The organism is Cellulomonas hominis, from assembly GCF_005239125.1.
GTDB lineage: Bacteria > Actinomycetota > Actinomycetes > Actinomycetales > Cellulomonadaceae > Cellulomonas > Cellulomonas hominis_A.
Genome location: NZ_SZYE01000017.1, coordinates 1 through 25,393 on the forward strand (window position 1 = coordinate 1; position 25,393 = coordinate 25,393).

Consider the following 25,393-nt stretch of genomic DNA (forward strand, 5'->3'; position numbering starts at 1 on the left):
CGCGCCGCCCGGACGGCCGCGCCCGCCCCGGCGACCGCCCGCAGCCCGCGCCGCGGCCCCCGCGTCGGCCCGCTCCTGCTCGCCCTCCCCGTGCCCGCGCTCGTCCTGGTCCTGTGGACCGTCGGCGTGCAGCAGGCGTGGGAGCTGCCGTTCGGCATCAAGATGGGCTTCCTGCCCACCCCGCTCGAGGTCGGCCGGCGCCTGGTCGACCTGGCCGCGGGCGGCATCGTCGACGACGCGTTCAGCGGCACCCTGCTCGCCCACCTGTGGGCGTCGACCCAGCGGGTGCTCGCCGGCTTCGCCCTCGCCGTCGCGCTGGCCGTGCCGCTCGGCGTCGTGATGGGCCGGTTCTCGCTCGCGTTCCGGATGCTCGAGCCGACCGTGAACCTGGCCCGGCCGATCCCGGTCACCGCGTGGGCCCCGCTGACTCTGCTGATCATCGGCTACGGCGACGGCTCCGCGATCTTCCTGGTGTTCCTCGCGGCGTTCTTCCCGGTGCTGCTCAACACGATCGCCGGCGTGCGGCAGGTCCCGGTGCGGCTGCTGGAGGCCGCGGCGATGCTCGGCACCCGCAAGGCGCAGGTGCTCTACAAGGTGGTGCTGCCCGCCTCGATGCGGTCGATCGCCAGCGGCCTGCGCGTCGCCCTGGGCCTGTCCTGGGTGATCCTCGTCGTCGGCGAGACCGTGGGCATCAACACCGGCCTCGGCGCCATGATCACGCAGGCCCGCGACCAGTCGAAGACCGACCTGATCGTCGCCGGGATGGTCGTCATCGGCCTGTGCGGCTTCGTCGCCGACCGGCTGCTCACCGGGCTGCTCGCGCTGGTGACCCGCGGCCGCCCCACCCTGACCTGACCGCACCCGTTCCGACCCGAGAGGAGACGGCCATGCCCCGCATCGGCACCGTCCGCTCCCGCCAGCCCGCCGACGTCCGCGTCGCCGGCCACGGCAAGCAGTACCCGACCCGCTCCGGCGGCGCGGTCGTGGCCATGGCCGACGTCGACCTCGACGTCCCGGCCGGCGAGTTCGTCTGCGTGGTCGGCGCCTCCGGCTGCGGCAAGAGCACCCTGCTGCGGATCCTGGCGGGCTTCGAGGACGCCACCTCGGGGACCGTCGAGGTCGCCGGGGCGCCGGTGGCCGGGCCCGACCCCGAGCGCGGCGTCGTGTTCCAGGACTACGGGCTGTTCCCGTGGCTGTCCGTCCGGGAGAACATCGCGTACGGCCCGCGGCAGGCACGGCTGCAGCGGGCGGCGGTCGCCGAGCGCACCGACCGGTTCCTGACCGCGGTCGGCCTGACCCGGTTCGCGGACAAGTACCCCAGCGAGCTGTCCGGCGGCATGCAGCAGCGCGTCGCCATCGCCCGGGTGCTCGCGAACGACCCGTCGCTGCTGCTGATGGACGAGCCGTTCGGCGCGCTCGACGCGCTGACCCGGTCCTCGCTGCAGGGCGAGCTGTCCCGCATCCACCGGGAGACCGGCACGACGGTGCTGTTCGTGACGCACTCGATCGAGGAGGCCGTGTTCCTGGCCGACCGCGTCGTGGTGATGGCGGGCGGCGCCTCGCACGGCGTGCCCGGGCACGTGAAGGAGATCGTGCGCATCGACCTGGGCGACGAGCGCGACGTGACCTCCGCGGACTTCAACGCCCTGAAGCGCCGCATCGCGGCCCTCGTCCACGAGGAGGTCGCGGCGCCGGCCGCCTGAGCCGGGCGCGCGGAGCAGCCACGCGAGGACGCCGGCGCTGGCTACGGTCGGGGAATGACCGACGGCATCCCGGGGGTCGTGGCCCCCGACCCGGACCCCGCCCGCACCGACGCGTTCCTCGACGCGGTGGGCACGCTGATCGAGCGGGTCAACGAGCGCGCGCAACGGCGGAGGTCGGGGGAGGCCACCCCGATCGCCGAGGTGCTGCGCGAGCACCTCGGCACGGACCCCCGCGGCCTCGCGGTGCTGACGGAGGAGGTCGGCGCGCTCCGCGCCGTCGACGCCGACGTGGCGCTCGAGGTGGTCGTGGCCGCCGCGGGCGGTGGGCGGCTGGTCGGCGTCGGCGGCGGTGAGCAGCGCCGGCACTCGTCGTTCTCCGAGATCGTCGAGCACTCCGGCGCGTGGGCGCAGTTCCCCGTCGGCGCCGTCGACTACGTCCGCGTGCCCGTCGGACCCGACGCCGACCGCCGGGTCGTCGCGTTCGGCGTGCACCTGTTCCGGTTCGCGGACGCGCCGGTGGCCCTGCTGCAGCGGGCGGCCGCGCCCCAGCAGGGACAGGAGGCGAAGCTCGAGGCGCTGTCGCCGGACGAGGACGCGGCGGCGGCTGCTCTCGCGGCGGTCCGCGACGCGATGCTCCGCCACTCCGTGCTCCGCGGCCAGGTGGTGAGCTTCACGCCCAGCCCGTACGGCCAGTCGGCGGGTGGGGTCACGTTCCTGCCGCGGATGCAGGTCCCGGCCGAGGACGTCGTGCTGCCCGACGGCACCCTGGAGAAGGTCGAGCGCCAGGTGCTCGGTGTCGCCCGGCACCGGGATCGGTTGCGGGCCGCCGGCCAGCACCTCAAACGCGGCGTCCTGCTCTACGGACCGCCCGGCACGGGCAAGACGCACACGGTCCGCCACCTCCTCGGCGCCGACCCGGGGACCACGGCGATCGTGCTGGCTGGTCAGTCGCTCGCCCTGGTCCGGTTGGCCACCGAAACCGCGCACGCGCTGCAGCCGGCGGTGGTCGTGCTCGAGGACGTCGACCTCATCTCCGAGGACCGGACGCTGCACGCCGGTCCGCAACCGCTGCTGTTCGAGGTGCTCGACGCCATGGACGGCCTGGGCGGCGACGCCGACGTGGCGTTCCTGCTCACCACCAACCGCGCGGACCTCCTGGAGCAGGCGCTGGTTCAGCGCCCGGGCCGGGTAGACCTCGCCGTGGAGATCCCGCTGCCCGACGACGACGCCCGGCTGCGGCTGTTCCGCCTCTACGCCGGTGGGCTCCCGCTCACGCCCGACGCGCTGCGCGAGGCGGCCGGGGCCACGGCCGGGGTGACCGCGTCGTTCGTCAAGGAGGTGATCCGGCGGGCCGTGCTGCTCGCCGCCGAGGCGGACCGCACGGTGGACGACGCAGCACTCCGTGCGGCGGTCGCGGAGCTCACGGACGACACCCAGCGTGTCACCCGGTCGCTGCTCGGGGCCGGGCCGGGTCAGCCCGGGTAGGCCGCGAGGACGGACCGCGCGGCCGCGGCGAGGACGGCGTCGTCCGGCTCGGCGGCCTCGTCCGGGTGGTCCGTCAGCACCGCCAGCACGATCGGCTGGCGCCCGGGGGGCCACACGACCGCGATGTCGTTGCGGGAGCCGTAGCGGCCCGCCGTGCCGGTCTTGTCGCCCACGGTCCAGCCGTCCGGCGTCCCCGCGCGGATCGCGTCGGGCCCCGTCGTGCTCGCGGTGAGCCAGCCGACGTACGTCTCGCGCACTGCGGGGTCGAGCACGTCGCCGAGCGCGTACGTCGCCAGCCCCCCGGCGAGCGCGCGCGGCGTCGAGGTGCGCGCCTCCCCGCCGGGCGTGAACGCGTTGAGCTCCGGCTCGTCGGCGTCGACCCGGGTCGTGGTGTCGCCGCGCGCCGCGAGCGCCGCCTGCAGCGCGGCGGGTCCGCCCAGGTGCCGGAGCAGGACGTTGAGGGCGCCGTTGTCGCTCTCGGACACGGCGGCCGCGCCGAGCGCGGCGATCGTCAGGTCCGTGCCGGCCGCGTCACCGGTCACGGGCGCGTGACCCGCGCCGGCCACGTCGTCCGGCGCGACGGTCAACGGCTCGTCGAGCACCGACGCCGGCCGGCCCGCCAGCACCTCGCCCACGGCCAGCGCCTTGAGCGTCGACGCGTAGCCGAACCGCTCGTCGGCCCGGTACGCGACCGTGGCGCCGGTACCGGTGTCGCGGGCGTAGACGCCGACGCGGCGGCCCGTGGACTCCTCCAGCGCGGCGAGGTCGCCCGCGACCGCAGCGGTGAGGTCCGCCGGTGCCGACAGCGACGGCGTGGTGCCCGGCTCCGGGGGCGCCGTGACCCCGGTCGCCCGCGTGCCGGGTCCCCCGGGAGTGCCCGGCGAGCACGCGGCCGCGAGCACCGCCGTCAGCACGAGCGCCGCCAGGCAGGCCGCCGCCCGGCGCTCAGCGCGCACCCGGCCGCCAGAGCACGATCGCCCCGCGGGCGCCCACGGCCCGCGGGTCCTCGGCCGGGGCGGCGCCGTCCGGGACGGCGCGGCGGCGCTGGCCGCGGCCCATCGCCACGACGTCGCCCGACGGGTGCGCCGTGAACACCCGGCGCCCCGGCTCGGCGAACGGGCGCAGGTACTCGACCTGGCGGCGCAGCCGGTCCACCTCGGACTCGAGCTCCAGGATCCGCTTGATGCCGGCCAGGTTCACGCCCTCCTCCTGGGAGAGCCGCTGCACCTCGCGCAGCGTCGCGATGTCGCGCAGGGAGTACCGCCGGCCGCGCCCGCGGGTGCGGCCGGGCTGCACCAGCCCGAGCCGGTCGTACTGCCGCAGGGTCTGCGGGTGCATGCCCGCGAGCTCGGCGGCGACCGAGATCACGTAGACCTGCGCGTCCTCCGAGACCATCCCCGCCACCTCCTCCTGTCGGTCGTCCGTGGGCGGGCCCGGGCGCGCCCGGGGCGCGGTGCCCCGTGCGCGCCGACCCGTCAGTCCTTCGCGCGCGCCAGCAGGTCGGCCCGCGGGTCCTCGCCGGACGTCGCGATGCCGAACGCCTGCACGGCCTCCTTCGCGGCGGCGCTGAGCCGCTGCGGGACGACGACCTGCACGGTGACCAGCAGGTCCCCGGTGCCGCTCGTCGTGGTGACGCCGCGGCCCTTGACCCGCAGCGTCCGGCCCGACGGGGTGCCCGCCGGGATCTTCAGGCGCACCTGCCCGCCGTCGAGGGTCGGCACGGGCACCTCGGCGCCCAGCGCGGCCTCGTCGAAGGCGACCGGCAGGGTCACCCGGAGGTTGTTCCCGTCCAGCGCGAACACCGGGTGCGGCGTCACGCGCACGGTGACCTCGAGGTCGCCCGCGGGCGCGCCGTTCTCCCCGGGGCGGCCCTTGCCGCGCAGCCGGATCTTCTGCCCGTCCCGCACGCCGGCGGGGATGCGGGCCTTGACGGTCCGCCCCTCGACGCCGAGCGCCACGGTCGAGCCCTCCACGGCCTGCCGGAACGGCAGCGTCGTCACGGCCGCCAGGTCGGCGCCGCGCCGGGCGGTGCGGCCCTGGCCGAAGCCGCCGCCCCCGCCGAACAGGCCGCCGAGCAGGTCCTCGAACCCGCCGCCGCCCGCGCTCGCGCCGCCGGTGCCCGCGCCCTGCGGGAACCGCACGCGGGTGCCGCCCGCGCCGCCGCCGAACACGCCGCCGAACAGGTCCTCGAAGCCGCCGTTGGCGCCACCGGCGCCACCCGGGCCACCCGCGCCCGCGCGGAACCGCGCGCCGCCGGCCATCGCCCGGAGCTGGTCGTACTGCTGCCGCTGCTCCGGGTCGGAGAGGACCGCGTAGGCCTCGCCGACCTCCTTGAACTTCGCCTCGGCCGCCGCGTCCCCCGGGTTGTGGTCGGGGTGCATGGTGCGGGCGAGCTTGCGGTACGCCTTCTTGATCGTGGCCGCGTCCGCGTCCTTGGCGACGCCGAGCACGGCGTAGAAGTCCTTCTCCAGCCAGTCCTGACCGCTCACGACGCCTCCTTCCGCTCTCTCGTCCGGTCCACCGGGGCGTGCGTCCCGCCCCGGACCGGGGTCGACCCCACGGCCGGGGCCGCGCCGTCACGACGCGGCCCCTGCCGGTGGGTCCTGATGATGCCCGTCACGCCTCCGGGTCGACGACCGCCACCCGGGCGGCGCGGATCACGCGCTCGCCCATGCGGTAGCCCGGCTGCAGCACCTGCTGCACCGTCGGCTCCGTGACGTCGGCCGAGTGCCCGTGCATGAGCGCCTCGTGCACCGTCGGGTCGAACGGCTCGCCGGCGGCGCCGTAGCGCTCGATGCCGAACCGCCCCAGGGTGCCCTCGAGCTTCTCCGCGATCGACGCGAACGGCCCGACCAGGTCGCCGTGCTGGCGCGCCAGCTCGATGTCGTCGAGGACGCTGATCAGCGCCTCGGCGACCGCCGCGACGCCCTGGTCCCGGGCGGTGAGCGCCTCGGCCTTGGACCGCTTCACGTACGCGGAGTACTGCTGCTCGAGGTTGAAGTAGTCGGCGTTCCGCCGCTGCAGCTCGTCGAGCCGCTCGGCGGCGAGCTTCTGCGCCTCGACCAGGCCCTCCAGGACCACGGCCTCCTCGGCGGCGGTCGCCGCCGCCTCGGCCTCGGCCAGGACCTGCTCCTCGGCGGTCGGCTCACGCAGCTCCCCGGTCTCCGGGTCGATGCGCCGCTTGTCGGTCACGCGCGGGGCCTCCTCCTCGGGATCGCGCCCCTGCGGGTTCGGCTGGTCCGTCACTTCTTGTCACCCTCGTCGTCGACGATCTCGGCGTCCACCACGTCGTCGTCCTGCGCGGACGACGCGTCACCCGCCGGGGCCTGGTCGGCGGCCGGCTGCTCGGCGGACTGGTTCGCCGAGTACAGCGCCTCGCCGATCTTCTGCGACGCGGTGACCAGGGCGGTCTGCTTCGCGGTGACCTCGGCCAGGTCCTCGCCCTCGAGCGCCTTCTTCAGGTCGTCGACGCTCCTGCGGACCTCGGTCTTCACGTCGTCGGACAGCTTGTCGTCGTTGTCGGCGAGCAGCTTCTCCGTGGAGTACACGAGCTGCTCGGCGGAGTTGCGGGTCTCCGCCTCCTCGCGACGCTTCTTGTCCTCGGCGGCGTGCGCCTCGGCCTCCTTGACCATGCGGTCGATCTCGTCCTTCGGCAGGCCGGAGCCGCCGGAGATCGTCATCGACTGCTCCTTGCCCGTGCCGCGGTCCTTGGCGGACACGTGCACGATGCCGTTCGCGTCGATGTCGAAGGTGACCTCGATCTGCGGGACGCCGCGCGGGGCCGGCGCGATGCCGGTCAGCTCGAACGTGCCCAGCGGCTTGTTGTCCCGCGCGAACTCGCGCTCGCCCTGGAACACCTGGATCAGCACGGACGGCTGGTTGTCCTCGGCCGTCGAGAAGATCTCGCTGCGCTTGGTCGGGATGGCCGTGTTGCGCTCGATGAGCTTGGTCATCACGCCGCCCTTGGTCTCGATGCCGAGGGACAGCGGGGTCACGTCGATCAGCAGGACGTCCTTGCGGTCCCCCTTGATGACACCGGCCTGCAGCGCGGCACCGACGGCCACGACCTCGTCCGGGTTGACGCCCTTGTTGGGCTCCTTGCCGTCGGTCAGCTCGCGCACGACGTCCGCCACGGCGGGCATGCGGGTCGAGCCGCCGACGAGCACGACGTGGTCGATGTCGGCGACCTTGATGCCGGCGTCGCGGATGACCGCGTGGAACGGCGCCTTGGTCCGCTCGAGCAGGTCGGCCGTCATCTGCTGGAACTGCGCCCGGGTGAGCTTCTCGTCCAGGTGGATCGGGCCGTTCTCGCTCATCGAGAGGTACTGCAGGCTGATGTTGGTGCTCGTCGCGGACGACAGCTCCTTCTTGGCCTGCTCCGCCGCCTCGCGCAGACGCTGCACGGCGATCTTGTCCTTCGCCAGGTCGACGCCGGTGGAGTTCTTCACCTGGCCGACCAGCCACTCGACGATCCGGTTGTCCCAGTCGTCGCCGCCGAGGCGGTTGTCGCCGGAGGTCGCGCGGACCTCGATGGTCGAGAAGTCGTCGTCCTTGCCCACCTCGAGCAGGGAGACGTCGAACGTGCCGCCGCCGAGGTCGAAGACGAGGATCAGCTCGTCCTCCTTGCCCTTCTCCAGGCCGTAGGCCAGGGCCGCCGCGGTGGGCTCGTTGACGATGCGCAGGACGTTGAGGCCCGCGATCTGGCCGGCGTCCTTGGTCGCCTGGCGCTCGGCGTCGTTGAAGTACGCCGGGACGGTGATGACGGCGTCGGTGACGGGCTCGCCCAGGTACTCCTCGGCGTCGCGCTTCAGCTTGCCGAGCACGCGGGCGGAGATCTCCTGCGCCGTGTACTTCTTGTCGTCGATCTCGGTCGTCCAGTCCGTGCCCATGTGGCGCTTGACGGACGCGATCGTGCGGTCGACGTTGGTGACGGCCTGCCGCTTGGCGACCTCACCGACGAGGACCTCACCGGTCTTGGAGAACGCCACGACCGAGGGGGTCGTGCGCGCGCCCTCCGCGTTGGCGATGACCGTGGGCTCCCCGCCCTCGAGGACGGCCACCACGGAGTTGGTGGTGCCCAGGTCGATGCCGACTGCTCGTGCCATGTCTGTGCTCCTTCGTCGTGCTGCTGCGTGATCCGGCGCTCGGCCGCCCGGGCGGGGCGGTGGCGCCTTGAGCCTGCTGCACTCAAGTCTGCGTCGCGGTCGGTCGTGGTGCAACTCCGCGGCGGCGAACTTGAGTCCACCCCACTCAACTCACGCCTCACGCGAAATGTTCCCACCCTCCCCCGAGGCACCACCGGTCGCCGAGAACGCAGAAGACGCGGGGTTCGACGGGCGTGAACCCCGCAGCTGGTGCGATCTCGATGAGACTCGACCGCGAGCCCGGGGGTGGGCCGGCGTCAGGCGCGAGCGGCCCGGCGCTGCTCCCACTGCTCCCGGGTGATCTCGTACCGGTAGCCGCCGAGCTCCGCACCCTCGACCGCGAGCATGTCCTCGGGGGTCGGCAGCGTCTGCGCCACCGTCATCCCCGCCTTCTCCATGACGCGCTGCGACGGGCGGTTCAGCGCCATCGTCGCGCCCCAGACGACGCGCACGTCGAGGTCGGTGAACGCCCTGGCGAGGAGGGCCGACGACACCTCCGTCGCGTAGCCGCGACCCCAGGCGGCGCGGCGCAACCGGTAGCCGAGCTCGACCTCGTCCAGCGGGCCGTCGCGCTCGGGCCGCAGGCAGAACCACCCGAGGAACGCCCCGCCCGCCGTCTCGTACGCGGCGAACAGGCCGAACCTGCCGGCCCACCGGTCGTAGCCCGCGAGGACGCTCGGCAGGTCGCGCTCGCGGACCAGCTCCGGCGCGGTCGGCTCGCCGCCGGACAGGTAGCGCATCACCGCGGGGTCGCTGTCGAGCTCGACGAGCAGGTCGGCGTCGGACGGGGCGAACGGTCGCAGCGTCACGCGCTCGGTGCGCAGGTAGGACGTGTCCACGGCGGCCAGCATGCCGGACCGGCCGGCCGGGGCGGCAGCGCCCCGGCCGACCTCGTCGGTCAGATGAGCTCGACGCGGTCCGCCTGCGGGCCGCGGTCGCTCTGGCGGACCTGGTACCGGACGCGGTCGCCCTCGAACAGGGCCTCCTCGCCGCGCAGCACCGACACGTGCACGAACAGGTCCGGCCCGCCGTCGTCGGGCGTGATGAAGCCGAAGCCGCGGTCGCCGTCGTAACGCGCGACGACGCCCTGGCCACCGCGCGCCGATCCGCGGGGCGCCGGCCCCCGACCCGAGTCGCGCCGGTCCGATCCGCCACGGCCGCCGCGGGACCCGCCGCCGACCAGCCGGACGCCCTGCGCCTGCAGGCCCTTGTCGCCCTCCGAGGCCCGGTAGCTCACGCGGTCGCCCTCGACCAGCTCGGTCACGTCCCCGGACAGCGACCGGGCGTGCACGAACACGTCCTGCTCCCCGGAGTCGGGGGTGATGAAGCCGAAGCCCTTGCCCGCGTCGTACCAGGTCACGGTGCCGTCGGCGCCGTCGTTCCGCGCGGCGCCCCGGATGGCGCCCGCACCGGCGCCGGCCGCGAGCGGCAGCACGTGGTCCGCCTGCGGGCCCTTCTCGCCCTCGACGACCAGGAACGCGACCGGCTGGCCGTCGGTGAGGACGCCGCCGCCGACGATCGCCGAGCTGTGCACGAAGATCTCGCCCGCGCCGTCGTCCCGGGTCAGGAAGCCGTAACCCTTGGCCGGCTCGTACCAGTTGACCGTGCCGAGCACGCCGAGCGCGGCGTCCGAGGCGACCTCACCGGTGACCCGGACCTGACGCGCCTGCGGCCCGCGGTCGCTCTCGCCGATCTCGAACTCGACGGACTGCCCCTCGCGGAGCGACGCCGGACCGTCCTGGCCGACGATCTCGGACGCGTGGACGAACAGGTCCTCGGCGTCGTCGCCGAGGGCGAGGAAGCCGAACCCTCGCTCGGTGTCGAACCAGCGGACGGTTCCCTGCGGCACGGTGGTACTCCTCGTGGTGATGGCGGTTGCTGCCACCCAGTGTCCCCCCGTCGCCCGCGCGGGACGAACCGCTCGCGGACGCCGGGGCGGTAGCGTCGCCGCGTGGTCCGTCGGCGCAAGGTCTCGTCCGGGGCGTCGCCGTCCACCCGCGCGCGCTACGCGAAGCGCCGGCGCCGCCGGGTCGCCCTCGCGGACAACGACCTGGTGCCGGCCGAGTGGGACACCCTCGTCGCCGCCTGGGGCGGCTGCTGCGCGTACTGCGGGAGCGCGACCGGCGCGCTGCAGCGGGACTGCGTCCTGCCGATCTCGCGCGGTGGCCGGTACACGCTGGAGAACGTCGTCCCGGCGTGCGCGTCGTGCAACGCGAGCAAGCACAACGACGAGGTCACCGGGTGGCTCCGGCGCAAGAAGCTGGACGAGCGGGCCTTCCTGGTCCGGCACGCGACGATCCTGCGCGACCTGCGCCCGGCCGACCCGCTCGACCGCGCGTGAGCACGCCCGTCGCCGAGTGTCCAGGAGGTCGACCGGGTCGGGCGGGCCTGTCCGGCGGGTCGTGGACACTCGGCGCGGTGGGCGCGCGCGGGGTCGTGTGAGCAGGCGCACCCTCGGGTTCCGGGGGGTGGCCGCGTACGATTCTCCGGGCCCCGCGCGACCGCGGCGGCCTCACCCTCCCAGGACGGACGGCGCATGAGCGCGCAGACGACCACGCCCGCGCAGCAGCCGGGCGAGGCCCCCGGCACGGACCTCGACCTCGCGACCGGGGCCGACGTGCCGCCCGGCGTCGACCCCGCCGAGTTCGCCGTCTTCCTGCGCGTCGCCGACCAGGTCGCCGCCCTGCCCCAGACGCACCCGCAGCACACCGCCGCCCGCCGTGCCGCGTCGGCGATGTTCAAGGCCGCCAAGAAGCACCGCCGCGGCGAGAAGCGCCGGCTGATCGCCGAGGCCGACGCCGCCGTGGTCGCCGCGACCGCGACCGGCAGCCCGGGCCGCATCGACGACGAGACGGCCGGCATCCCGATCAGCTCGGCGACCACCGGTGCGGTCGCCGGCACGCTGCTGCGCCCGCGCCCGTGCTACGTCTGCAAGCAGGACTACACGGTCGTCGACGCGTTCTACCACCAGCTGTGCCCGGACTGCGCGGCCCTGCACCACGCCAAGCGGGACGCGCGCACCGACCTCACGGGCCGCCGCGCGCTGCTCACCGGCGGCCGCGCCAAGATCGGCATGTACATCGCGCTGCGGCTGCTGCGTGACGGCGCCGACCTGACGATCACGACCCGGTTCCCGAAGGACGCCGTCCGCCGGTTCAGCGCGATGGACGACTCCGCCGACTGGCTGCACCGGCTGCACGTCGTCGGGATCGACCTGCGCGACCCGGCCCAGGTGGTGTCGCTCGCCGACCACGTCGCCGCCCAGGGCCCGCTGGACATCCTCATCAACAACGCCGCGCAGACCGTGCGGCGGTCGCCGGGGGCGTACGCGCGGATCGCCGACGCCGAGGACGCGCCGCTCGACGCGGACGCCGCGCGGATGATCACCACGTTCGGCCGCACGAGCGACGCCCACCCGCGGGCGCTCGCCGGGTCGGTCAGCGAGCTGACCAGCCCCGCCCTGGCGATCGAGCGGGCGGGGCGCGCCGCCGCGGAGGAGCTGACCGCGCAGTCGCTCACCGCCGAGGCCGCGAGCCTGGAGCGGCTGGTCGCCGGGACGTCGATCGACGCCGGCGGGCTGATCCCCGACGTCGCCGAGACGAACTCCTGGGTCGCGACGGTCGACGACGTCGACCCGATGGAGCTGCTCGAGGTCCAGCTCTGCAACCAGACGGCGCCGTTCATCCTGGTGAGCCGGCTGCGTGCCGCCCTGGCGGCGTCGCCCGCGCGCCGGACGTACATCGTGAACGTCTCCGCGATGGAGGGCGTCTTCGCCCGCGGGTACAAGGGCCCCGGCCACCCGCACACGAACATGAGCAAGGCCGCGCTGAACATGCTGACCCGCACGAGCGCGGGCGAGATGCTCGAGGACGGCATCCTGATGACCGCCGTCGACACCGGGTGGATCACCGACGAGCGCCCGCACCCGACGAAGGTGCGGCTCGCCGAGGAGGGCTTCCACGCGCCGCTGGACCTGGTCGACGGCGCCGCGCGGGTGTACGACCCGATCGTGCGAGGCGAGGCCGGCGAGGACCTGTACGGCTGCTTCCTCAAGGACTACGCGCGCTCCCCGTGGTGAGCGCCTGACCCGACCCCACCCCGAACGGCCCGACGCACGCCCGCGTCGGGCCGTTCGTCGTCGCGGGCGCGCCCGCGGAGCCCGTCGGTATTCAGTGTTGCCAAGTACCGGTACCTAGCGTTACGTTGTACCGGTAGTCAGCGACACCGAGTACAGGAGCTCACGATGGCCAACCAGATGACCGAGATGCTCAAGGGCACGCTCGAGGGCATCGTCCTCGCGATCCTCGAGGCGCGGCCGGCGTACGGGTACGAGATCACCGCGCAGCTCCGGGACGAGGGATTCGCCGATCTGGCCGAGGGCACGGTCTACGCGCTCCTCGTCCGCATCGAGCAGCGCGGGTTCGTCGACGTCGAGAAGGTCCCGTCCGAGAAGGGACCCCCGCGCAAGGTCTACTCGCTCAACGCCGCGGGCCGGGTCCAGCTGGACGAGTTCTGGGCCACCTGGGCGTTCCTCGCCGGGCGGATCGAGCACCTCCGCGCCGCGCACACCGACCGCACCACCGGCTCCACCCACCGCACCACCGACCGCACCGAAGGGGACGACTGACATGGTCGCGAAGTGGATCGAGGCCCTGACGGGCTCGCTCGAGCAGAAGAAGCAGTACCGGCAGGCCATGGCCCGGATCAAGGCGCTGCCCGAGCCGTACCGCACCGCCGCGAAGGCCACCCACCGGTACCTGATGTACTCCGGGGGCGTCACGGACGGCGACACCATGATCACGATGTTCACCGACCTCGCCGACCTGTGGGACCGCGCCGCGGCCGACGGCACGCCGGTCCGCGACGTCGTGGGCGACGACCCGGTCGAGTTCGCCGAGACCTTCAGCCAGGCGTACGTCGGCGAGCGGTGGATCGACAAGGAGCGCGCCCGCCTCACCCAGGCGATCGAGGACGCGGAGCAGGGCGGCCCCCGGTGACCGCCGCCGGGGCCGCCGCGCCCGCGCCGCCCGCCGTCGCCGTCCGCGGCGTCGAGAAGTCGTTCGGCGACCTGCGCGTGCTGCGGGGCGTCGACCTGGAGGTGGCGCCCGGGACCATCGTGGCGCTGCTGGGGTCGAACGGGGCCGGCAAGACGACCCTCGTCCGCATCCTGGCCACCCTCCTGAAGCCCGACGCGGGCACCGCCACGGTGCACGGGTTCGACGTGGTCGGCCAGGCCGCCGACGTGCGGGAGTCGATCAGCCTCACGGGCCAGTTCGCGGCCGTCGACGGGATGCTGACCGGCCGGGAGAACCTGGCGCTCGTCGCCCGGCTCCGGCACCTGCCGGACCCGGGCGCGGTCGCCGACCGCCTGCTCGACCGGTTCGCCCTCACGGAGGCCGGCGGGCGACGGGCGTCGACCTACTCCGGCGGCATGCGCCGGCGGCTGGACATCGCCATGAGCCTGATCGGCGACCCGCCGGTGATCTTCCTCGACGAGCCGACCACCGGGCTCGACCCGCAGGCCCGCAACGAGGTCTGGCGGACCGTCGAGGAGCTCGCCGGCGGCGGCACGACCGTCCTGCTCACCACGCAGTACCTGGACGAGGCGGAGCGCCTCGCCGACCGGATCGCCATCCTGCACGAGGGGACGATCATCCAGGACGGCACGCTCGCCGAGCTCAAGCGGCTCCTCCCGCCCGCGCGGGTCGAGTACGTCGAGAAGCAGCCCACGCTCGAGGACGTCTTCCTCGCCCTCGTCGGCGCCGGCGACCAGCCGGCCGGGAAGGACCCGCGATGAGCGCCACCGCCACCGCCCACGTCGTCGGCGACACCGTCGCCCTCACCGACCGGTCGCTGCGGCACATCCTGCGCAGCCCCGACACGATCATCACGACCGCGGTCACCCCGGTCGCCCTCATGCTGCTGTTCGTCTACGTGTTCGGCGGGGCGATCCACGGCGGCTCCACCGCGTCGTACGTCGACTACCTGCTGCCCGGCATCCTGCTCATCACGATCGCGTCGGGCGTCGCGTACACGGCCTACCGGCTGTTCCTCGACCTGCAGGGCGGGATCGTCGAGCGGTTCCAGTCGATGCCGATCGCCCGGCCGAGCGTCCTGTGGGCGCACGTGCTCACGTCGATGGCGGCCAACCTCACGTCGGTGGTGCTGGTCGTCGGCATCGCCCTGCTGATGGGGTTCCGCACCGGGGCGTCCGTCCTCGCGTGGCTGGCCGTCACCGGGATCCTGGTCCTGTTCACCCTCACGCTGACCTGGATCGCGGTGCTCGCGGGGCTCTCCGCGAAGACGGTGGACGGGGCGAGCGCGTTCTCCTACCCGCTCATCTTCCTGCCGTTCATCAGCTCGGCGTTCGTGCCGACCGGCTCGATGCCGGCCGCGGTCGCCTGGTTCGCGGAGCACCAGCCGGTGACCGCCGTGGTCGACTCGATCCGGGCGCTGTTCGCGCAGCAGCCGGTCGGCGCCGACCTGTGGGTGGCGCTGGCGTGGCTCGTCGGGATCCTCGCGCTGGCGTACGCGCTGGCCGTCCGCGCCTACCGCCGCAAGGTGGGCTGAGCGCGACCGGCCCCGAGGACGGCCGGACCCGCCCCCGCGGCGGGTCCGGCCGTCGTCGCCGTCAGGCGGGCGTCCCGCACCCCAGGCCCGCGAGCCACTGCGCCGCACGCGCCGGGGCGTCCACCGCCGGCACCGCCTCGTCCGGGGGGATCGGCTCGTCCCCGAACAGCTCGCCGGTGCGGGCCCGGGTCTGGCCGACGGTGAGCACCAGCGTGGAGCCGCTGTACAGCGTGGTCGACCGGTTCACGCTCGCGTAGCCGGCGGTGGGCTCGCCGAACGTCCGGGTGTCGTCCAGGCCCCGGAACGCGAGCAGCACCTGCTCCCCCGAGCTCCCGGTCCCGCCGTCGGTGAGGACGGCCACCGGCACGTCCAGCGCCGTCGCCCCGCTCTGGGTGCGCGTGGGCGTGCCGCCCCCGGTGAACCGGCCGTCGTCGACCCGCAGGTCGGTCACGCGGTCGCCGACGACGAACGACCCGGTGACGCCCTCCGGGAGCAGCGGGGCCAGCCCGGCCACCATCGGGCCCATGTCCCCGCCGCCGTTGCCCCGCAGGTCGACGACGACGCCGCACGCCCCCGACCCGGCCAGGCCGGCGGCGATCGTCTCGGCGTAGGCGTCGCCGGCCGCGGTGCCGCCCGTGAACGCCGGCACGACCGCCGTCGCGATCCCGCCGTCCACCCGCACGGACGGGGCGAGGTCGTCGGCGGTGCCGCCACCGGCCGCCCCCGGGGGCAGCACCGTCGAGTGGTGCCCGCCGGCGACCACCACCGCCGCACGCAGCACGTCGTCCGCCTCGGCGAACGACGTCACCTGCTCCAGCGCCGTCAGGGCGGAGGCGCGCGCCTCGTCCCACGCCGGGCCGCGGGCGTACAGGCCGGCCTCCATCTGCCGCACCGCGTCCTGCCCGTACCGGGCGGGGCTGGGCGGCACCACCCAGAGCCCCACCCGGGGACCCAGCTGCCACGCCGCCACCCCGGTCGCCGTCACCGCCACCACGCCGACCACCGCCACTGCCCGCGCGACCCGTCGCGCCGTCCGCCGTCCGCCCCGCACTCCCGCGCTCCCTCGTCCCGCTCGCACAGGACCACGGTGCCGCGGACGCGCAGGTCAGCGCGTCCCACCACGGGATCGACCCGCGTCCCACCAGGGGATGAGCCGCACGCCGCCGGGTCAGACGGACGTCAGGACCGGCGCGAACGGCACCAGCTCCTCGCGGCCGCCCTCGACGACCAGGCAGGTGCTCTCCGGGACCTCGAGCCACGCGCCCTTGAGGTCGCCGAGCGGCTCCGAGACGACGATCCGGGTGTCGTCGGACAGCCCGTGCAGCACCGGGTTGTCCGGGTACTGCGCCCGCAGCACCGCGACGTCCCGGTTCCGGAACAGCGACCGCGACCGGCCCTCGGAGGAGTACCGGAACGTCCACAGCCGCTGGCCGTCGGTCGTCGCGAACGTCCCCTGCACCGGGAACGGCACGCCGTGCCGGAGCGCGACGTCCTCGATCAGGCCCACCGCCCGGGCCACGGCCGCCGGGGGGTCGTCGGTGAGCCCGAAGGTCAGGGCCAGGTAGAACAGCGTCTCCGAGTCGGTCGAGCCCTCGATGAGGGGGTACAGCGTCGGGTCGACGGCGAGCCGCAGGTCGCGCTTCAGGGTGCTGAACCCGTTGATCACGCCGTTGTGCGCGAACAACCACTGCCCGTGCCGGAACGGGTGGCAGTTGGTCTGCTGCACGGCGGTCCCGGTCGTCGCGCGGATGTGGGCGATCACCATGCCGGACCGGATGTGCTGCGAGAGCTCGCGCAGGTTCCGGTCGCTCCACGCCGGCTCGATGCTCCGGAACAGGCCCGGGATCGGGGAGTGGTCGTCGTACCAGCCGACCCCGAACCCGTCGCCGTTCATCGGCTCGACGCCCAGCCGGCTGTGCCGGCTCTGCATCACGAGCGAGTTCTCCGGCTTGTACAGCAGCTCGTCGAGCGTCACCGGCGATCCGGTGTACGCGAGCCATCGGCACATGGCAGCCTCCCGTGGGGTGGGGCCCGCGCCGTCGCCGGCCCTCCGTGGCCACTGTGCACCGGGGCCTCGCAGGCGGGCCCCGGTGCCCGCGAGGTCAGCCCTCGGTCGGCGTCGGCTCGGCCGCGGCCGGCGCGGCCTGCCGCCGGTGCAGCGCGAGGTAGCCGGCGGAGGCGGCGGCGGCGGAGGCCATGGCCGCCACGACGAGCCAGGTGTCGGCCTCCAGCCTCGTCGCGACGACGCCGAGGACGAGCAGCAGACGAGGACCCGGCCCCGCGTCCGTCCCGCGGCGGAGCCGCGACGCGGTCGGCCTACGCCTCGGGGTCCCACCGGGACGGCACGAGGTCGGCCAGCAGCGTCCGGTGCGCCCACCGGGCCCACGCGAGGGCGCTCCACCCGCCCCGCCGCACGAGCGCGTTCCACGTCTCCGGCCCGAGCACGAGCGCCACCACGTCGGTCGCCCGCTCGACGTCGAGACCCGGCCGGAGCACCCCGTCCCGGTCGCACGCCTCGACGAGCAGCCGGTGCACGGCCCGCCGGCGCGCCTCGTCCCGCTCCCACGCGGCGTGCAGCACCGGGTCGCCGACCGCGTGCGCCCGCACCAGGTCCTGCACCGCGGCGGCACGGCCGAGCAGCTCGGCGGCGCCGCGGGCGTGCAGGAAGACCCGGCGGGCGGGGTCCGGCTCCGCGACGACGGCGCGCACCCAGGGCTGGTCGGCCAGGTCGGGCGCGGCGTCCCGGCGGTCTGCGCCGTCGACGGCGTGGTCGAGGCAGCCGACGAGGATGTCGGACTTCGACGGGTAGGAGTAGTAGACGGTCTGGACCCCGAGCCCCGCCGCCCGCCCGACGGCGGTGATCGTGGTCGGGCCGTACCCGTCGGCGAGGAACAGCCGCGTCGCCGCCTCGGCGATCCGCGCGCGCGACGCGGCGGCCCGCGCGACGCGCCCGTCCCGGGGTGCTGCGGTCTCGCTGCTGGTCACGCCGGTAACCGTAGCAGCACTACACATACCTTCTCGTAGCGCCGCTCCCACAACCACGCCCCGGGCCCGCCCCCACTCGCCCACCTCACCGCCACCCCACCCCGGATCGTCCGCCGAGATGGCACCTCTCGGCTGCGATCAGGGCGTTCACGACAGCCGAGAGCTGCCATCTCGGGGATGGTGGGCTCGTGGGGTTGTCGGAGTTGCGCTACGGAAAGCGCGTCAGTGACCCGTCGCCAGCAGGAGGAGCAGGGCCAGGTTGAGGGCCACCACCAGGACGACCACGACCACCAGCACCCCCTGCAGCCGCGGGCCGTTCGCGTGCCGGCCCATCAGCGACCGGTCCCGGTTCAGCCGGACCAGCGGGATGACCGCGAACGGGATGCCGAAGCTCAGCACCACCTGGCTCACCACCAGCGTCCACGTCGGGTCCGCGCCCACGCCGAGCAGCACCAGCGCCGGGACCAGGGTGATCGCCCGCCGGACCAGCAGCGGGATGCGCCGGTGGATCAGGCCCTCCATCACGGCGGCCCCGGCGTAGCAGCCGACCGATGTGGACGCGAGGCCGGACGCGAGGAGCCCGATCGCGAACACCACGCCGACGACCGGGCCGAGGGCCCCGCTGATCGCCGCGTGCGCGCCCTCGATGGTGTCGGTGCCCTCGACGCCGCGCAGGTTGGCGGCCGCCAGCAGCAGCAGGCCGATGTTCACGGTGCCGGCGAGCGTCAGCGCCGCGCCGACGTCCCACCGGGTCGCCCGTAGCAGCCCGGACCGCGCCGACTCGTCGGGCACCCGGCCGAACCGGTCCCGGCTCAGCGCGGAGTGCACGTAGATGGCGTGCGGCATGACCGTGGCGCCGAGCATCGACGCCGCGAGCAGCACCGAGTCCGTGCCGGCGAACCGCGGGACCAGGCCGCCGAGCATCTCGCCCGGGTCCGGCGGACCCACCAGCAGCCCGGCGAGGAAGCCGACCACGATCACGAGCAGCAGGCCGACGATCACCGTCTCGAACCGCCGCTGCCCGTACCGGTTCTGCGTCGCCAGGAGCAGCATCGAGACGCCGCCGACGATCAGGCCGCCGACCACCAGCGGGAGCCCGAACAGCAGGTTCAGCGCGATCGCCCCGCCGACCACCTCGGCGATGTCGGTGGCCGCCGCGACGACCTCGGCCTGCGCCCAGTACGCGAGCCGCGACCGGCGCCGCAGCCGCTGCCCCAGCACACCCGGCAGCGAGTCGCCCGTGACGATGCCGAGCTTGGCGGACTGGTACTGCACGAGGACGGCCATCGCGTTGGCGCCGACCAGCACCCAGAGCAGCAGGTAGCCGTACCGCGCGCCCGCGGTCAGGTTCGCGGCGACGTTGCCCGGGTCCACGTAGGCGATCGCCGCGACGAACGCGGGGCCGAGCAGGGGCAGCACGCGGCCGCGCCGCACGGCCTGCCGATCAGTCGTGGTGGCCACCGCACCTCCAAGTTCGGTCGTCCGAACTCAGTGTAGGCACGAGAGTTCGGATACCCGAACTCTCCTCGGTGCCGCGCCACCGCGCACGCGGGACGAGCCGGCAGGCGGCCCGCCGCCGGGTCAGGCCGCGGCGGCCTCGACCTCGCGGCGCCACCGGCCGTCGACCCGCGCGAACCCGACGCGCTCGAGGTACGGCCCCGTGTCCCGCGCGTCCTCGGCGACGACGAGCGACCGCAGCCCCGTCCCGGCGAACACCCCCGACCGCCGGTAGACGAACTCGCCGGGCGCGAAGTCGCGGAACCGCGGCGTGACCCAGTCGAGCTCGACCTCGCCGACCCCGTCACCGGCGTCCCGGACCACCACGACGCCGACGGTCTCGTCGCCCCGCAGGACCAGGTAGGCCCAGCGGGAGCCGCCCGCGGCTTCACCCGCGTCGTCACCCGGAAGGCCGAACGACGGGTAGTAGCGGGCGATGTCGTCCGCGTGCACCCCGAGCACGTGCCGCAGGTAGTGGTCGCCCGCGCCGACCGGCACGACCTCGTACACGTCGGCGTCGTGCCGCTCCCGCGTCAGCCGCCACAGCCAGTACGCGTCGATCACCGCGATCACGCCGTTCATGGCGGCGAACGGCCAGATGCCGACGACCGTGTTGTACGCGGTCGCGATGACGGAGCCGGCGAAGTTCAGCCACCGGAACCGCAGGACCCGGGCCTGCATCAGCGACACGACGACGAGGACGGACCCGACCCACCCGATGATCTCCAGGACTGGCATGGCGCGAACCGTACCGGGCGGGCGGCCCCCGGGCCCGGGACCCGGTTCCGGTAGCGGCGCTCCGGAAACCGCGGGACGCCCCGGAAATCCGTGGCCCGCCGCGGCGGCCCCGACGACCATGGTCCGCATGACCGCCTCCGCCGCCACCCGGCCGCACCTGGTCCCGCTCCCCGTGCCCGCCACGCTCGACGCCCCGGACGCCTGGCTGCTGCACGGCCTGGTCGACGCGGCGAACGCCGCCGTGCTCGACGCCTGGGGCGACCTCGACCACGCGCGGACCCCCGGCGAGGTCCTGGCCGGGCTGCGGCACCAGGAGTACGCCGAGAAGCTGCGGTTCGTGGCGCTCGACGCCCCCGTCGAGGACGGCCCCGCCGACCCGGCCCGCGTGCTCGGCTACCTGGCGCTGAACCTGCCGCGGCAGGACAACACGCACACCGGCCTGCTGCAGCTGGACGTCCGACCCGGGCACCGCGGACGCGGGATCGGCTCGGCACTGCACGAGCTCGCGGTGGCGACGGCCCGCGACCGGGGGCGCAGCATGCTGACCACGTCGACGGACCACGTCGCCGAACCTGACCCGGCGGCCGACGCCCTGGTGCCGAGCACCGGCACCGGACGCGTCCCGGCGGCGCACCCGGGGGTCCGGTTCCTGGTCCGCCGCGGCTGGGACCTGGAGCAGGTCTCCCGCCGATCCGTCCTGGACCTCCCGGTGCCCGCCGACCGCCTCGCGGCGCACGCCGCGGACGCGGCCGCCGCGGCCGGGCCGGACTACCGCGTCGTGCTGTGGGAGGGCCGGTGCCCGGACGACCTGCTCGACGCGTTCGCGCTGCTCCAGACCCGGATGAGCACCGACGCCCCGGCGGGCGGGCTCGACCTGCGCGAGGACGTCTGGGACGGCACCCGCGTGCGGGACGCCGAGCGGTCGTTCGCGGAGCGGGGCCTCACCTACCGCGTCGCGGCGGCGCTGCACGGACCGACCGGGGTGCTGGCGGCGTTCACCGCCCTGGTCTCGCGCCCGGACACGGACGAGTACGTGGACCAGGACGACACGCTCGTCCTGCGCGACCACCGCGGCCGCCGCCTCGGGATGCTGGTCAAGTGCGCGAACCTCGCCCGGCTCGCCGAGGTGCAGCCGGGCGCGCGCCGGGTCGGCACCTGGAACGCGGAGGAGAACGCGCACATGCTCGCGATCAACGTGGCGCTGGGGTTCCGGCCCGCCGGCGGCGCCGGCGAGTGGCAGCTCCGGCTGGGGTGAGCCGTCCGGGACGACAGGTCAGCCGCCGACGACGGCCACCGCACCATCCTCGGCGGCGAGCCGCACCCGGTCCCCCGGCTCCGGGGCCCCGGTCCCGCCGGCGGGGAGCGCCGCCGCGACCCGCACGTCCTCGGGCTCCAGCACCGCGACGACCTCCGCCCGGCCGCGCCGGGTCCGACGCTCCGCGACGACGGCCGCGCGCACCGGGGTCGCCGACCCGGGCTCGGGTTCGGCGGGGCCGAGCACCCGCCAGCCGCCCGCGGCCACCGCGAGCGCCGCACCTCCCGGTCCCCCCGCGTCGTCGGCGCCCAGGAACGTCCGGTACCCGAGGAACTCCGCCACCTCCCGCGAGGCCGGCCGCCGCCACAGCGCCTCCGGCGCGTCGACCTGCAGCAGCCGCCCCGCCGACATCACCGCGACCCGGTCGGCGACGGTCGCCGCCTCGTCCTGGTCGTGCGTCACGAACAGCGCGGTCGTGGCGGTGGCGACGAGCGCCCGGCGGAGGTCGTCGGCCAGCCGCTCGCGCAGCGACCGGTCGAGCGCGGACAGCGGCTCGTCGAGCAGCAGCAGGCGCGGCCGGGGCGCGAGCGACCGGGCGAGGGCCACCCGCTGCCGCTCGCCGCCGGACAGCGTCGCGACGGGCCGCCGGTCGTAGCCGGGCAGGCCGACCAGGTCCAGCAGCTCCGCGACCCGCGCGGCCCGGGCGTCCCGGGTCAGCCCCCGCAGCCCGTAGGCCACGTTGCCCGCGACGTCGCGGTGCGGGAACAGCTGCCCGTCCTGGAACACGAGCCCGAAGCCGCGCCGGTGCACCGGCACCGCCGCCAGGTCGATGCCGTCCCAGGTCACGGCGCCCGAGGTCGGCGGCTCCAGGCCCGCGACGGCCCGCAGCAGCGACGACTTCCCGCAGCCCGACGGGCCGAGCAGCGCCAGGACCTCGCCCGCCGGCACCTCGAGCGTCACCCCGGCGACGGCGGTCACCTCCGGCGCACCGCGGCCCGACCCGGGGTAGCGCACGACGAGGTCGCGCACCGCCAGCCCCGCCGGCCCCCGCGCACCCGACCCGGACCCGGTCCCCGTCACAGCTCTCCTCCCGCCGGCCCGCGGAACCGCTCCGCGAGCGCCATCACCCCGGCCGTCAGCACCGCGAGCACCACGCTCGCCGCCAGCGCCATCCCGTAGTTGTCCGCGCCCGGCTGCCCGATGAGCCGGAAGATGACCACGGGCAGCGTCGGCAGGTCGGGCCGCGCGAGGAACGACGTCGCGCCGAACTCGCCGAGCGACACCGCGAACGCGAAGCCGACCGCCAGCCCGATCGACCGGGCCGCGAGCGCGCCGTCGACGCCGAGCAGCACCCGCCCCGGCCCGGCGCCCAGCGTCCCGGCGGCCTCGCGCAGCCGCGGGTCGATCGCCCGGAGCACCGGCAGCACGGTCCGCACCACCAGGGGCACGGCGACCACGGCCTGCACGATCGGCACCAGGATGCCGCTGCTGCGCAGGTCGGTCGCGATGCCGAACGGGTGGCCCAGGGTGAGCAGCGCACCGAACCCGACCGTCACCGCGGACACCCCGAGCGGCAGCATGAACACCCCGTCCAGCACGCCGACGGCGCGGCGGGCCGCGCGGCGCCGGGGCCGCCGCGACACCACGAGCGCGACCAGGCAGCCGACCAGCAGGGCGAGCAGCGTGGCGTCCACGGCGATCCGCAGCGAGTTGCCGAGCGCCTCCCACACGGTGACCGTGAGCGCGTTCCGCCCGCCCGTCGTGCCGAGCGCCCGGTAGTGGTCGAGCCCCCAGCCGTCGCCGGTGCGCAGCGAGCCGAGGAGCAGCGCGCCGAGCGGCAGCACCAGCAGGACGAGCACCCCCGCCGTCACGACCGCGGGTGCCCAGTGCGGCCGCCGGGGCCCCGCACCGGACGACCCCGGGGCCACGAGGGACAGGGCCCGCTCCCGGCGCGCCCGCGCCCGCCCGGCGACCGCCAGCGCCGCCACGACCACGACCACCTGCACCACCGACAGCACCGCCGCCGCGCGCAGGTCGAGGAACTGCGTGGTCTGGATCCAGATCTCCGTCTCGACGGTGCCGTACTGCATGCCGCCGAGGACCAGCACCGTGCCGAACGCCGTCGCGCAGAACAGGAACACCAACGACGCCGCGGAGACGATCGCGGGCGTGAGCGCCGGCAGCGTCACGGTCCAGAACGCGCGGGCGGGCGAGGCGCCGAGGGACCGCGCGGCCTGCTCGGGGCGCGGGTCGAGCCGCTGCCACAGCCCGCCGACCGTCCGCACGACGACCGCGTAGTTGAAGAACACCAGCGCGGCGACGATCGCCGCGAACGTGCCGTCCAGGTGCAGGAAGCCCAGCGGCCCGTTCTCCCGGAGCAGCGCCCGGAACGCGACGCCGACCACCACGGTCGGCAGCACGAACGGCACCGTGACGAGGGCGCGCAACGCCCCGGCCCCGCGGAACCGGCACCGGTAGAGCACGTAGGCGCCGGGCACGCCGAGCAGCACCGACAGCACGGTCCCGATCGCGCCCTGCGCCAGCGTCAGCCCGATGATCCGCCAGGTCCGGGGGCGGGAGAACACGTCGACGAACCCCGACAGGTCCAGCGCCCCGTCGGGCAGGAAGCCCCGCGCGACCAGGGAGAGCACCGGCCAGGCGAAGAAGGTGCCCAGGAACACGAGCGGCACGGCGGCGGCCAGGACCCACGCCGCCACGCGGCCCAGCGCCCAGCCGCGGGACGGCGCGCGCAGCGGGGCGCGGCTCGGCGCGCCCGGCCCCCCGGCGCCCGGGCGCGCCGGTGCCCCCGGCCGGCCGGTGCCGGTCGGGGGCGTCCGCGTCGCCGTGCTCATGTCCGCCGGGCCCCGTCCGTCAGCCCACGACCAGGTCGGTCCACTCCCGGACCCAGGCGTCCCGGTTCGCCGCGATGTCGTCGAGCGGCACCTCGTACGGCGCGTCCGACAGCGGGGCCCACTGCGCCCAGTCGTCGGGCAGGTCGACGGCCGTGCTCACGGGGTACATGTACATCGACCCCGGGATGTCGGCCTGCACCGCGTCGGACAGCAGCCAGTCGACCAGCTCCTGCGCACCCTCGGGGTTCTGCGCGCCGGCCAGCACGCCCGCGTACTCCACCTGCCGGAAGCAGGTGCCGAGCAGCGCGCCGGTGGTCGGCTCGCCGCCGCCCTCGGGGATCGTCTCGGGCGGGCTCGACGCGTAGGACAGCGCGATCGGCCGCGGTCCGCCGCCACCGCCGCCGGAGAAGTCGGTGTAGTAGGCGTCCGACCAGCCCTCGGCGACCTTCAGCCCGTTCGCCTTCAGGTCGGTCCAGTACTGCTGCCACCCGTCCTCGCCGAACGCGCCGACGGTCGCCAGCAGGAACGCCAGGCCCGGGCTGCTGGTCGCCGCGTTCGTGACGACGGTCAGGTCCCGGTACCGCGGGTCGGTGAGGTCCTCGAGCGAGGTCGGCTCCGCGAGCCCCTTCTCGGCGAACCAGGCGTGGTCGACGTTCAGGCAGACGTCGCCCATGTCGACCGCGGTGAGCGAGTGCGACGCGTCGGGTGCGTACTGCGCGGCGTCGGCTGCCGCGGGTGCCCGGGACTCGTAGGGCTCCAGCACACCCTCGTCGATCGCCCGCGACGCGAAGGTGTTGTCGATGCCGTAGACCACGTCGCCGAGCGGCGCGTCCTTCGTGAGGATCAGCTGGTTGACCAGCGCGCCGCCGTCGCCGGGCGCGACCTGCTTCACGGTCAGCCCGGTGTCGGCCTCGAACTGCTCCAGCAGCCCGTCGCTCACGTGGAACGAGTCGTGCGTGACCAGCGTGACGGTGCCGGCGGCGGAGCCGGAGCCGTCGTCGGACGCGGCGTCGGAGCCCGAGCCCGACCCGGTCACGGAGCAGGCCGTCAGGGCCAGGACGCCCGCGAGGGCGGTCAGGCCGGCCGCGGTGGTGCGCCGGGGTGCCCGGCGTCGTGCGCGCGTGCGCGCCATGGTGGTTCCTCCTCGATGTGCACCGAGGGGGT

Annotated in this window: 25 protein-coding genes; 10 read left to right on the forward strand and 15 right to left on the reverse strand. The window is 75.2% G+C overall.

Annotated features, from left to right (window positions below):
- From FA014_RS04080 to FA014_RS04090, 3 genes are all read left to right on the forward strand, one after another.
- Positions 1-855: ABC transporter permease (locus tag FA014_RS04080; protein ID WP_230322851.1), on the forward strand; the 855-nt coding region annotated here is incomplete at its 5' end.
- A gap of 32 nt (positions 856-887) precedes the next feature.
- Entirely contained in the window at positions 888-1,703 is an 816-nt protein-coding gene (locus tag FA014_RS04085) for an ABC transporter ATP-binding protein (protein ID WP_154728429.1), read from the forward strand.
- Positions 1,704-1,757: 54 nt separating this feature from the next.
- Positions 1,758-3,188 (forward strand): AAA family ATPase, encoded by a 1,431-nt coding sequence (locus FA014_RS04090; RefSeq protein ID WP_154728430.1) that lies wholly within the window; start codon positions 1,758-1,760, stop codon positions 3,186-3,188.
- On the opposite strand, the gene bla is transcribed toward FA014_RS04090, so the two are convergent.
- From bla to FA014_RS21000, 7 genes are all read right to left on the reverse strand, one after another.
- Positions 3,176-4,144, reverse strand: a complete 969-nt coding sequence (gene bla / locus FA014_RS04095; protein WP_154728431.1) for a class A beta-lactamase — start codon at positions 4,142-4,144, stop codon at positions 3,176-3,178. The genes FA014_RS04090 and bla overlap by 13 nt on opposite strands.
- The gene (locus FA014_RS04100; protein ID WP_154728432.1) at positions 4,134-4,583 is read right to left on the reverse strand and encodes a heat shock protein transcriptional repressor HspR; all 450 of its coding nucleotides are present in this window, start codon (positions 4,581-4,583) and stop codon (positions 4,134-4,136) included. Before FA014_RS04100 ends, bla begins: the two co-directional genes overlap by 11 nt.
- 80 nt (positions 4,584-4,663) lie before the next feature.
- Positions 4,664-5,677 (reverse strand): DnaJ C-terminal domain-containing protein, encoded by a 1,014-nt coding sequence (locus tag FA014_RS04105; protein ID WP_154728433.1) that lies wholly within the window; start codon positions 5,675-5,677, stop codon positions 4,664-4,666.
- Between the two features lie 127 nt (positions 5,678-5,804).
- Positions 5,805-6,434, reverse strand: a complete 630-nt coding sequence (locus FA014_RS04110) for a nucleotide exchange factor GrpE (RefSeq protein ID WP_154728434.1) — start codon at positions 6,432-6,434, stop codon at positions 5,805-5,807.
- Complete coding sequence (gene dnaK, locus FA014_RS04115) at positions 6,431-8,293, reverse strand: molecular chaperone DnaK (RefSeq protein ID WP_154728435.1); 1,863 nt, start codon at positions 8,291-8,293, stop codon at positions 6,431-6,433. The genes FA014_RS04110 and dnaK overlap by 4 nt, the downstream gene beginning before the upstream one ends.
- Positions 8,294-8,589: 296 nt before the next feature.
- Positions 8,590-9,171, reverse strand: coding sequence for a GNAT family N-acetyltransferase (locus FA014_RS04120; protein ID WP_230322852.1), 582 nt, complete (start codon positions 9,169-9,171; stop codon positions 8,590-8,592).
- A 59-nt stretch (positions 9,172-9,230) separates the two neighbouring features.
- The gene (locus FA014_RS21000) at positions 9,231-10,181 is read right to left on the reverse strand and encodes a cold-shock protein (RefSeq protein WP_154728437.1); all 951 of its coding nucleotides are present in this window, start codon (positions 10,179-10,181) and stop codon (positions 9,231-9,233) included.
- Between the two features lie 102 nt (positions 10,182-10,283).
- On the opposite strand from FA014_RS21000, the gene FA014_RS04130 reads away from it, so the two are divergent.
- The 6 genes from FA014_RS04130 (at position 10,284) to FA014_RS04155 (ending at position 14,902) form a co-directional block, all read left to right on the forward strand.
- A complete protein-coding gene (locus FA014_RS04130; RefSeq protein WP_154728438.1) occupies positions 10,284-10,673 on the forward strand; it encodes an HNH endonuclease in 390 nt (129 codons plus the stop codon).
- A 195-nt stretch (positions 10,674-10,868) separates the two neighbouring features.
- Positions 10,869-12,410: an SDR family NAD(P)-dependent oxidoreductase gene (locus FA014_RS04135; RefSeq protein ID WP_154728439.1), complete on the forward strand. Its 1,542-nt coding sequence runs from the start codon at positions 10,869-10,871 to the stop codon at positions 12,408-12,410.
- Between the two features lie 165 nt (positions 12,411-12,575).
- A complete protein-coding gene (locus tag FA014_RS04140; RefSeq protein ID WP_154728440.1) occupies positions 12,576-12,959 on the forward strand; it encodes a PadR family transcriptional regulator in 384 nt (127 codons plus the stop codon).
- A 1-nt stretch (position 12,960) separates the two neighbouring features.
- Positions 12,961-13,329 (forward strand): DUF1048 domain-containing protein, encoded by a 369-nt coding sequence (locus FA014_RS04145; protein ID WP_154728441.1) that lies wholly within the window; start codon positions 12,961-12,963, stop codon positions 13,327-13,329.
- Positions 13,326-14,129 (forward strand): ABC transporter ATP-binding protein, encoded by an 804-nt coding sequence (locus tag FA014_RS04150; protein ID WP_154728442.1) that lies wholly within the window; start codon positions 13,326-13,328, stop codon positions 14,127-14,129. The genes FA014_RS04145 and FA014_RS04150 overlap by 4 nt, the downstream gene beginning before the upstream one ends.
- Entirely contained in the window at positions 14,126-14,902 is a 777-nt protein-coding gene (locus tag FA014_RS04155; protein WP_154728443.1) for an ABC transporter permease, read from the forward strand. The genes FA014_RS04150 and FA014_RS04155 overlap by 4 nt, the downstream gene beginning before the upstream one ends.
- A 61-nt stretch (positions 14,903-14,963) precedes the next feature.
- Here the strand turns inward: FA014_RS04155 and FA014_RS04160 are convergent, their stop codons facing one another.
- The 5 genes from FA014_RS04160 to FA014_RS04180 all read right to left on the reverse strand — a co-directional run bounded on the left by FA014_RS04160 (position 14,964) and on the right by FA014_RS04180 (position 20,122).
- On the reverse strand, positions 14,964-15,896 hold the full coding sequence (locus FA014_RS04160) for a S41 family peptidase (protein ID WP_230322853.1): 933 nt from the start codon (positions 15,894-15,896) through the stop codon (positions 14,964-14,966).
- A gap of 174 nt (positions 15,897-16,070) precedes the next feature.
- Positions 16,071-16,910, reverse strand: a complete 840-nt coding sequence (locus tag FA014_RS04165; protein WP_154728444.1) for a class II glutamine amidotransferase — start codon at positions 16,908-16,910, stop codon at positions 16,071-16,073.
- Between the two features lie 308 nt (positions 16,911-17,218).
- Entirely contained in the window at positions 17,219-17,887 is a 669-nt protein-coding gene (locus FA014_RS04170) for a TetR/AcrR family transcriptional regulator (RefSeq protein ID WP_195969162.1), read from the reverse strand.
- Positions 17,888-18,109: 222 nt separating this feature from the next.
- Positions 18,110-19,348 carry an Nramp family divalent metal transporter gene (locus FA014_RS04175; RefSeq protein ID WP_154728446.1) on the reverse strand — a complete coding sequence of 413 codons (1,239 nt, stop codon included), beginning with the start codon at positions 19,346-19,348 and terminating at the stop codon, positions 18,110-18,112.
- A 120-nt stretch (positions 19,349-19,468) separates the two neighbouring features.
- A complete protein-coding gene (locus FA014_RS04180; protein WP_154728447.1) occupies positions 19,469-20,122 on the reverse strand; it encodes a hypothetical protein in 654 nt (217 codons plus the stop codon).
- A gap of 127 nt (positions 20,123-20,249) precedes the next feature.
- Between FA014_RS04180 and FA014_RS04185 the strand changes: the two genes are divergently transcribed.
- Positions 20,250-21,377: a GNAT family N-acetyltransferase gene (locus FA014_RS04185; RefSeq protein WP_154728448.1), complete on the forward strand. Its 1,128-nt coding sequence runs from the start codon at positions 20,250-20,252 to the stop codon at positions 21,375-21,377.
- Between the two features lie 18 nt (positions 21,378-21,395).
- On the opposite strand, the gene FA014_RS04190 is transcribed toward FA014_RS04185, so the two are convergent.
- Genes FA014_RS04190 through FA014_RS04200 form a run of 3 tightly spaced genes read right to left on the reverse strand, consistent with a single transcriptional unit; the run spans position 21,396 to position 25,361 of the window.
- A complete protein-coding gene (locus tag FA014_RS04190; RefSeq protein WP_154728449.1) occupies positions 21,396-22,457 on the reverse strand; it encodes an ABC transporter ATP-binding protein in 1,062 nt (353 codons plus the stop codon).
- The gene (locus FA014_RS04195) at positions 22,454-24,229 is read right to left on the reverse strand and encodes an ABC transporter permease (RefSeq protein ID WP_154728450.1); all 1,776 of its coding nucleotides are present in this window, start codon (positions 24,227-24,229) and stop codon (positions 22,454-22,456) included. Before FA014_RS04195 ends, FA014_RS04190 begins: the two co-directional genes overlap by 4 nt.
- Positions 24,230-24,248: 19 nt before the next feature.
- Positions 24,249-25,361, reverse strand: coding sequence for a thiamine ABC transporter substrate-binding protein (locus tag FA014_RS04200; RefSeq protein ID WP_154728451.1), 1,113 nt, complete (start codon positions 25,359-25,361; stop codon positions 24,249-24,251).
- Between the last annotated feature and the right edge of the window lie 32 nt (positions 25,362-25,393).

Bases quoted from the DNA above. Each gene is read 5' to 3' on its own strand.
- FA014_RS04090 (WP_154728430.1), top strand. From the start codon at position 1,758: ATGACCGACGGCATCCCGGGGGTCGTGGCCCCCGACCCGGACCCCGCC.
- FA014_RS04140 (WP_154728440.1), top strand. From the start codon at position 12,576: ATGGCCAACCAGATGACCGAGATGCTCAAGGGCACGCTCGAGGGCATC.
- FA014_RS04195 (WP_154728450.1), bottom strand. From the start codon at position 24,229: ATGAGCACGGCGACGCGGACGCCCCCGACCGGCACCGGCCGGCCGGGG.
- FA014_RS04155 (WP_154728443.1), top strand. From the start codon at position 14,126: ATGAGCGCCACCGCCACCGCCCACGTCGTCGGCGACACCGTCGCCCTC.
- FA014_RS04200 (WP_154728451.1), bottom strand. From the start codon at position 25,361: ATGGCGCGCACGCGCGCACGACGCCGGGCACCCCGGCGCACCACCGCG.
- FA014_RS04165 (WP_154728444.1), bottom strand. From the start codon at position 16,910: ATGTGCCGATGGCTCGCGTACACCGGATCGCCGGTGACGCTCGACGAG.
- FA014_RS04100 (WP_154728432.1), bottom strand. From the start codon at position 4,583: ATGGTCTCGGAGGACGCGCAGGTCTACGTGATCTCGGTCGCCGCCGAG.
- FA014_RS04185 (WP_154728448.1), top strand. From the start codon at position 20,250: ATGACCGCCTCCGCCGCCACCCGGCCGCACCTGGTCCCGCTCCCCGTG.
- FA014_RS04145 (WP_154728441.1), top strand. From the start codon at position 12,961: ATGGTCGCGAAGTGGATCGAGGCCCTGACGGGCTCGCTCGAGCAGAAG.
- FA014_RS04180 (WP_154728447.1), bottom strand. From the start codon at position 20,122: ATGCCAGTCCTGGAGATCATCGGGTGGGTCGGGTCCGTCCTCGTCGTC.
- dnaK (WP_154728435.1), bottom strand. From the start codon at position 8,293: ATGGCACGAGCAGTCGGCATCGACCTGGGCACCACCAACTCCGTGGTG.
- FA014_RS04135 (WP_154728439.1), top strand. From the start codon at position 10,869: ATGAGCGCGCAGACGACCACGCCCGCGCAGCAGCCGGGCGAGGCCCCC.
- FA014_RS04085 (WP_154728429.1), top strand. From the start codon at position 888: ATGCCCCGCATCGGCACCGTCCGCTCCCGCCAGCCCGCCGACGTCCGC.